This is a genomic window from Stenotrophomonas sp. HMWF023, assembly GCF_003060985.1.
GTDB classification, from domain to species: domain Bacteria; phylum Pseudomonadota; class Gammaproteobacteria; order Xanthomonadales; family Xanthomonadaceae; genus Stenotrophomonas; species Stenotrophomonas lactitubi.
Genome location: NZ_QAIJ01000191.1, coordinates 1 through 5,319, shown reverse-complemented (window position 1 = coordinate 5,319; position 5,319 = coordinate 1). Strand labels below are relative to the sequence as shown.

Here is a 5,319-nt window from a genome sequence, read left to right as displayed (position 1 = left end):
TCCGGCTCGATACCGGCGGTGACGTCGCGCCACAGGAAACGCAGCGGCACCGGGCGCGGCGGCGGCGCCAGATTGAGTTCGGCCAGGTCCAGCGCGCGCTTCTCGGCCTCGTACAGGTCCAGCGCGGTGATCTTCGGGCAGCGTTCCAGCAGCTCGCGCGACAGGTAGCCGTAACCGGCACCGAGGTCGGCCGCACGCCCGGCCAGGTCGGCCGGCAGGTGCTCGGCCAGCAGCGCCGAGGCCGGGTCGATTCGGTCCCAGGCGAACACGCCCGGGCGGCTGAGGAAACGGCCGCCGACGATCGGCCGCACCGCGTCCAGGCTGCCCCAGCGCTTGGCCACGTCCACATCGTGCTGGCCCTGCAACGGCGCGGTCCAGAACACGCGGCAGTGGTTCTTGGTCAGGCTGCCGCCGAGGCCGGCCAACTGCTTGAGGTCGCCTTCGCCGGAGCGGGCGCCTTCGTTGTTGTGCTGGCAGGCCACGATGCGGCCACCCTCGGCGACCAGCGCCAGGGCGCGGGCGAACAGCGCGCGGGCTTCCTCGCGCTGGCGCGGCGGCAGCACCAGCACCAGCGGATAACGGCCGCGGCCGGCAACATCATCCAGCTGGCCGCTGACGGTCCAGCCAGCGGCCTGCTGCAGCGGCTGCGCGAACGGGGCGAAGCTCTGCTCGCAATCCACCTCGCGGCCGCCGGCCTGCTCGCGCAGGGGCCAGCCGTCACGGGCGCGCAGGAAGGCCACCGGACCCTCCGGCCAGCGCAGGGCGCCGCTGGAGAACGGCAGGAACAGGGTCTGCAGGGGGGCGTCGTCGCTGGATGCCATCGGCGCGGGTACTGGAAGCGTGAGGGCCGTCCATTGTACCGGCTTGTCCGGCCCGGCCCCGGCCACCGCTTTGCGAAACTTCAACGTTGCCTTGATGCCGCAGCAACATGCCAGCGTTCAGGGTAGAACCTCCCCCGCAACTCCTGGAGATCCTGCATGCGTGCCTTGTTCGTCGGAGGTGTCGTCGACAACAGTGAAATGGACCTGGAAGGCAGCCATCCCCCCGTGCATTACCCGGAGGACACCGGCGGCGGCCATTCCCGCTATCGCCTGCACCAGGTCGGCCATGGCGCCGATGGCAGCGTGGCCTACGCCGTCTATGGCGCGCCGGACCTGGCAGACGATGAAGTGACCCGGGTAGCCGAGGAGCGCGCCTATGCGCGCAGGTTCGAGGCGACGGCAACGCTGTTCGAGCATTGATAGGCCTGTAGCGCCCGAGCCCATGCTCGGGCGGCGGCGCAGCCGCGCGGACGGCAGCCGAGCATGGGCTCGGCTTCTATATCGGATCAATGCGCCTCGGCGGCAGCTCGCGGATGCTGGCGATTTCATCCAGCCACACGTGATGCTGCTGCACCGGTGTATCGAGATCGTCCAGCCGCAGCTGGCCGTTGCTGCCTTCGTCGCCGGCCTCGTTGCGGTACTGCTGCAGCGTCGGCTGCACGGCCACGGTGCCCAGCAGGCGGCGGCCATCATGCAAGGTCAGCTGCACTTCGGTTTCACCCTGCAACTGCGGCAGCAGGGCTTCCAGGCGCGCGATCTGCGCGGCATCGGTATGGATTCGCGGAGCAATACGGGACATCGACAACCTCCTGCGTGCAGGCGTGCAGGGTCGCCGATCGGCCGTGAATGCTCAGTGCAGCAGGTTGTCCCCACGCGTGGCCTGTACGCGCCGCACCACACCCACCAACTGGGCCACCGAGTACGGCTTGGCCACATGCTCCTGGAAGCCCGAGGCCAACGCACGGCGACGGTCATCGGCACGCGCCAGCGCCGTCACCGCCACCGCAGGCAATGCCGCGGCATTCACGCCCAGGTCCTCGCGCAGCGTGCTCACCAGGCCATAGCCATCCATGCCCGGCATGCCGATGTCGGTCAGCAGCACGTGGTAGTGCAGGTGCCCATTGTCGGCCAGCAGCGCCAGTGCCTCGCCCGCAGAGCTGGCCGCAGATACGCTGGCGCCCTGCTCTTCCAGCATGCGCCGCAGGTACTCCAGCACTTCTGGCTGGTCTTCCACCGCCAGCACATGCAGGCCGCGCAGCGGGTACGGTTCGACCACCATCGGTTCCAGGATCGGACCGCTGACGACCTCACGCAGCGGACGCCGTTCGGCATCGGGCAGGTGCTGTGGCAGGCGCACGGTGAAGGTGGCGCCGTGACCATGGCCATCGCTGGCCGCACTGACCGTACCGCCGTGCAGTTCGACCAGCTGCTGCACGATCGCCAGGCCCAGACCCAGACCGCCATGACGGCGGGTGGTGGTGCCGTCGGCCTGGCGGAAGCGGCTGAACAGATGGTTCAGGAACTCCGGTGCGATGCCGTCGCCGGTATCACGCACGGTGATCGTCCAATAGTTGCCATCGGCCTGCAGCTGCACGTCGATGCGGCCCTCGGCCGGGGTGAACTTGATCGCGTTGGACAGCAGGTTCCAGAACACCTGCTGCAGGCGGGTGGCATCGCCCAGCACCTGGCAGGCCTGCGCCGGCAACTGCAGGGTGACGTCCAGCGCCTTGCCCTCGGCCACCAGCTCCTGCGCGCCCATCGCTTCGTTCAACTGGTCGCGCAGATCCAGCACTTCCACTTCCAGCTGCACCTTGCCCAGCAGCATGCTGCTGAGATCGAGCATGTCCGAGATCAACCGCTTCTGCGCGGTGGCACTGTTGGCGATCACGCCCAGGCCCTTGTACAGCGGACTGGTGGAATCCACGCGCTGCAGCAGCAGTTCGCTCCAGCCCAGGATCGTGGTCAGCGGCGTGCGCAGCTCATGCGACAGCGTGGCCAGGAATTCGTCCTTCAGCCGCGCCATGTTCTCCGCGGCACTGCGTGCGGCGCGCTCGGACTGCAGCAGCTCCTCGCGCGCCAGTTCGATCTCGCGACGCTCGGTGACGTCCGGGCTGCTGCCGGCCAGACCGATGAAACGGCCCATCCGCGAGAAGCGCGGACGGGCGTTCATTTCCAGCCAGCGCCACTGTCCATCGGCGCGGCGGGCGCGCACAAGCGCATGCATCGAACGCTGCGCTTTCAGCGCTTCCTGCAGTTCGTATTCGAACACCGAGGCATCGTCGGGATGCACCAAGCCGCGCCAGACATCTTCCGGCACACGGTTCTCGTCGCCGCCGAAGAACTCGCTGAAGGCACTGTTGACGAAGCGGGCGTGGCCGCGCTCGTCCAGCACCCACACCGGCATCGGCAGGCCATCGGCCAGTGCACTGAAACGGGCCTCGCTCTCGCCCAGCTCCACTTCCATCTGCTTGCGCGCGGTCACATCGAAGAACAGCACGCCCACCAGGTCATCTCCCGGCCGGCCGATACGCACCGCATCCACCGCGAACGAGCGCCCCAGGGCACGGGCATCCATCTCGAACTGCGCCGGTCGCCCGGTCCGCGCCACTTCGCCGTAGATCCGGAACCAATCGCCTTCGTGCTGTGGCTCCAGCGCGCTCATGCGCTTGCCGCAGGCATCCTTCAGGCCGGTATGACGCTCGAAGGCATCGTTGACCTCGAGGAAGCGGTAGTCGATCGCCTCGTCGCCGTCGAACAGCACCTGGATCACACAGAAACCTGCGTGGATGCGCTCAAGCACGCCATGGTGCAGGTCGGGTTCGGGCGTCGGCACCATCAAGGGTGAGCGCTCCACGAGGGGCGGCAATGTGGACAAGGGCGTGGGGAGAAAGACCGGATGGAGGTACAGCATCTTCCAGAGCGCGTATTCACAGCGTCAAGCGCCGTCAGTCAGGGTTGACGACCATGAATTGGCGGCAACTGTTGACGCATTTGACGCTACTGACCATTGCTGCGGCCCTGCGGCGGGATCACACTCGAGCCGAGATCATCATCCTCCCCGCTTCGGGGACGCAGGAGACTGCCATGAAAGGTTCGCTTCCAACCGCCCTGCTGCTGGCCGGCATGCTTGCCGTGGGCAGCGTGGCCGCCGCGCCGCGGACGGTAACGGCGCCCGATGCACCGCGCGCACTGCAGGCCGATGGCCCGGTCAGCGTGAAGTGGGACGATCCGGCGAAATTCACCGAGCTCCGCCAGAGCAGCAACCGCTTCGAGGCTGAACGCGGTGACTGGGTGCAGCAGCTGGCGCGCTACGTACAGACCAGCGCCGCCAAGCCCCTGCAGGCCGGGCAGACGCTGGACGTAACCCTGGTCGATATCAAGCGCGCGGGCGACTACGAGCCCTGGCACGGCCCGCGCGGCAGCGATATCCGGATCATGCGCGACATCTACCCGCCGCGGATCACCCTGCAGTACACGCTGAAGGACGCCAGCGGGCGCATCATCGATGAAGGCGACGCCCGCCTGAGCGACAGCGGCTATCTGCATAACATCGGCCTGAAGAGCGATACCGATCCGCTGCGCTATGAGAAGCGCCTGATCGATGACTGGGTGAAGCGCCAGCTGACCTCGCGCGTTACCGCTGCCCGGTAGGTGTCGACCTTGGTCGACATGCATTCACAGCGCCGACCAAGGTTTGATCGATCCGGTAGGTGTCGACCTTGGTCGACACGCATTCACGGCGCCGCCCAAGGTCGGCCGCTACCAGAGCCGGTCAATCCTGGTAGACGCGTGCCACGCGCTTGACGCCGCACGGCAGCTGGTAGGCACTGACACCGCAGCGCGGGGCCAGCTCGGACAGCGTCGGCGCAGTGCCCCACAGCTCCACCACGCTGCCGACGCCGGCCTGCGCATGCGCGGTCAGGTCCACGGTCAGCATGTCCATCGACACGCGGCCGATCAGCCCACCGGGTTGGCCATCGATCAGCACCGGGGTGCCATTGGGCGCGAACTGCGGATAGCCATCGGCATAGCCCAGTGCGACCACGCCCACGCGTGTGCGTGCCTTGGCCACGAAGCGCGCACCGTAGCCGACCGGCTCACCGGCCTCGATCCAGCGCTCGGCGATCACCTTGGACTGCATCGTCATCACCGGGCGCAGGCGCGCGGTCAGCTCGCTGTTGTCCGGCAGCGGGTTGGCGCCGTACAGCATCAGGCCCGGGCGCACCCAGTCACTGCGTACGTCAGGCCAGCCCAGCAGCGCCGGCGAATTGCAGACACTGGTCTCGCCTTGCAGGCCTTCGATGGCCTCGACGAAGGTGGCGGCCTGCTCATGGGTACGCTCGCTGTCCAGCTCGTCGGCGCGCGCCAGGTGGGTCATCAGTACGATGCGCGCCACCTGCGGCAGTGCAGACAGACGTGCGTGCGCGGCGCGGAAACCGGCAACGTCCAGGCCAAGCCTGTGCATGCCACTGTCCAGCTTCAGCCATACCGTCAGCGG

Annotated in this window: 6 protein-coding genes; 2 read left to right on the top strand and 4 right to left on the bottom strand. The window is 67.8% G+C overall.

Annotated elements, in window-relative coordinates:
* On the bottom strand, positions 1-821 hold an 821-nt coding region (locus DBR20_RS10270; protein ID WP_258223286.1), incomplete at its 3' end, for a methyltransferase.
* Positions 822-977: 156 nt separating this feature from the next.
* Between DBR20_RS10270 and DBR20_RS10265 the strand changes: the two genes are divergently transcribed.
* Positions 978-1,241, top strand: a complete 264-nt coding sequence (locus DBR20_RS10265; RefSeq protein WP_025878415.1) for a hypothetical protein — start codon at positions 978-980, stop codon at positions 1,239-1,241.
* Positions 1,242-1,317: 76 nt separating this feature from the next.
* Here DBR20_RS10265 and DBR20_RS10260 read toward each other — a convergent pair whose 3' ends face one another.
* The gene (locus tag DBR20_RS10260; RefSeq protein WP_108266107.1) at positions 1,318-1,620 is read right to left on the bottom strand and encodes a DUF3247 family protein; all 303 of its coding nucleotides are present in this window, start codon (positions 1,618-1,620) and stop codon (positions 1,318-1,320) included.
* Between the two features lie 51 nt (positions 1,621-1,671).
* Complete coding sequence (locus DBR20_RS10255; protein WP_229980214.1) at positions 1,672-3,657, bottom strand: ATP-binding protein; 1,986 nt, start codon at positions 3,655-3,657, stop codon at positions 1,672-1,674.
* 248 nt (positions 3,658-3,905) lie between these two features.
* Between DBR20_RS10255 and DBR20_RS10250 the strand changes: the two genes are divergently transcribed.
* Positions 3,906-4,472 carry a DUF3016 domain-containing protein gene (locus DBR20_RS10250; RefSeq protein ID WP_108266105.1) on the top strand — a complete coding sequence of 189 codons (567 nt, stop codon included), beginning with the start codon at positions 3,906-3,908 and terminating at the stop codon, positions 4,470-4,472.
* Between the two features lie 121 nt (positions 4,473-4,593).
* Here DBR20_RS10250 and alr read toward each other — a convergent pair.
* A partial coding sequence (gene alr / locus DBR20_RS10245) for an alanine racemase (protein WP_108266104.1) occupies positions 4,594-5,319 on the bottom strand: 726 nt, incomplete at its 5' end.